This window comes from Prevotella sp. CAG:255 (assembly GCF_000431195.1).
Taxonomy (GTDB): domain Bacteria; phylum Bacteroidota; class Bacteroidia; order Bacteroidales; family Bacteroidaceae; genus Prevotella; species Prevotella rara.
In genome coordinates this window covers 1-665 of the sequence record NZ_HF986847.1, presented here as the reverse complement: position 1 = coordinate 665, position 665 = coordinate 1, and the positions used below count along the sequence as shown (strand labels likewise).

Annotated in this window: 1 protein-coding gene; it reads left to right on the top strand. The window is 41.8% G+C overall.

The genetic code is table 11. The features are described 5' to 3' along the window. Positions 1–665: ISAon1 family transposase (locus QVO66_RS11445; protein ID WP_288172841.1), on the top strand; the 665-nt coding region annotated here is incomplete at both ends.

Genomic DNA, 665 nt, shown 5'->3' with positions numbered 1-665 from the left:
GTTGCCGGAACAAAATCTGAGGCTATAATACAGACTTTAAAACAGATTGATAAAGCGGAACGTATGAAGGTTGAGGAGGTCACTCTTGTTCTTTCAGACTCGATGCGCAAAATAGTTTCTGTAGCCTTTCCTAATGCCAAACGGGTAATAGACCGTTTTCACATACAGAAACTGGCAGGTGATGCTGTACAGGAAATTCGCGTGACACATCGCTGGGGTGCACTGCAACAGAGCAACGGGGAAATGGAAGAATGCAAACTGTCGGGTAAAACCTATGTGCCATTTCGTTTCCCCAACGGAGACACACGTCCCGAACTGCTTGTCAGAAGTCGTTACCTGCTGTTTAAATCAGCAGACAAATGGACAGAAAGACAAAAAGAAAGGGCCGGAATCCTATTTGACGAATACCCGGATATTAAAGTTGCTTACGGACTGTCGCACTCACTAAGAATGATATTTTCCAAAAACACAATCAAAGATGCCGCAAGGCTCAGTATGGCAAAATGGTATGATAAAGTGGAACGTGCAGGCATGAAGCAATTTAATGTGATTGCTGCAACATTTTATGAACATTATGATGAAATATTGAACTTTTATAACAATCGTTCCACGAATGCAGCTGCTGAATCATTCAATGCTAAAATCAAACTCTTCAGAGCTAATCT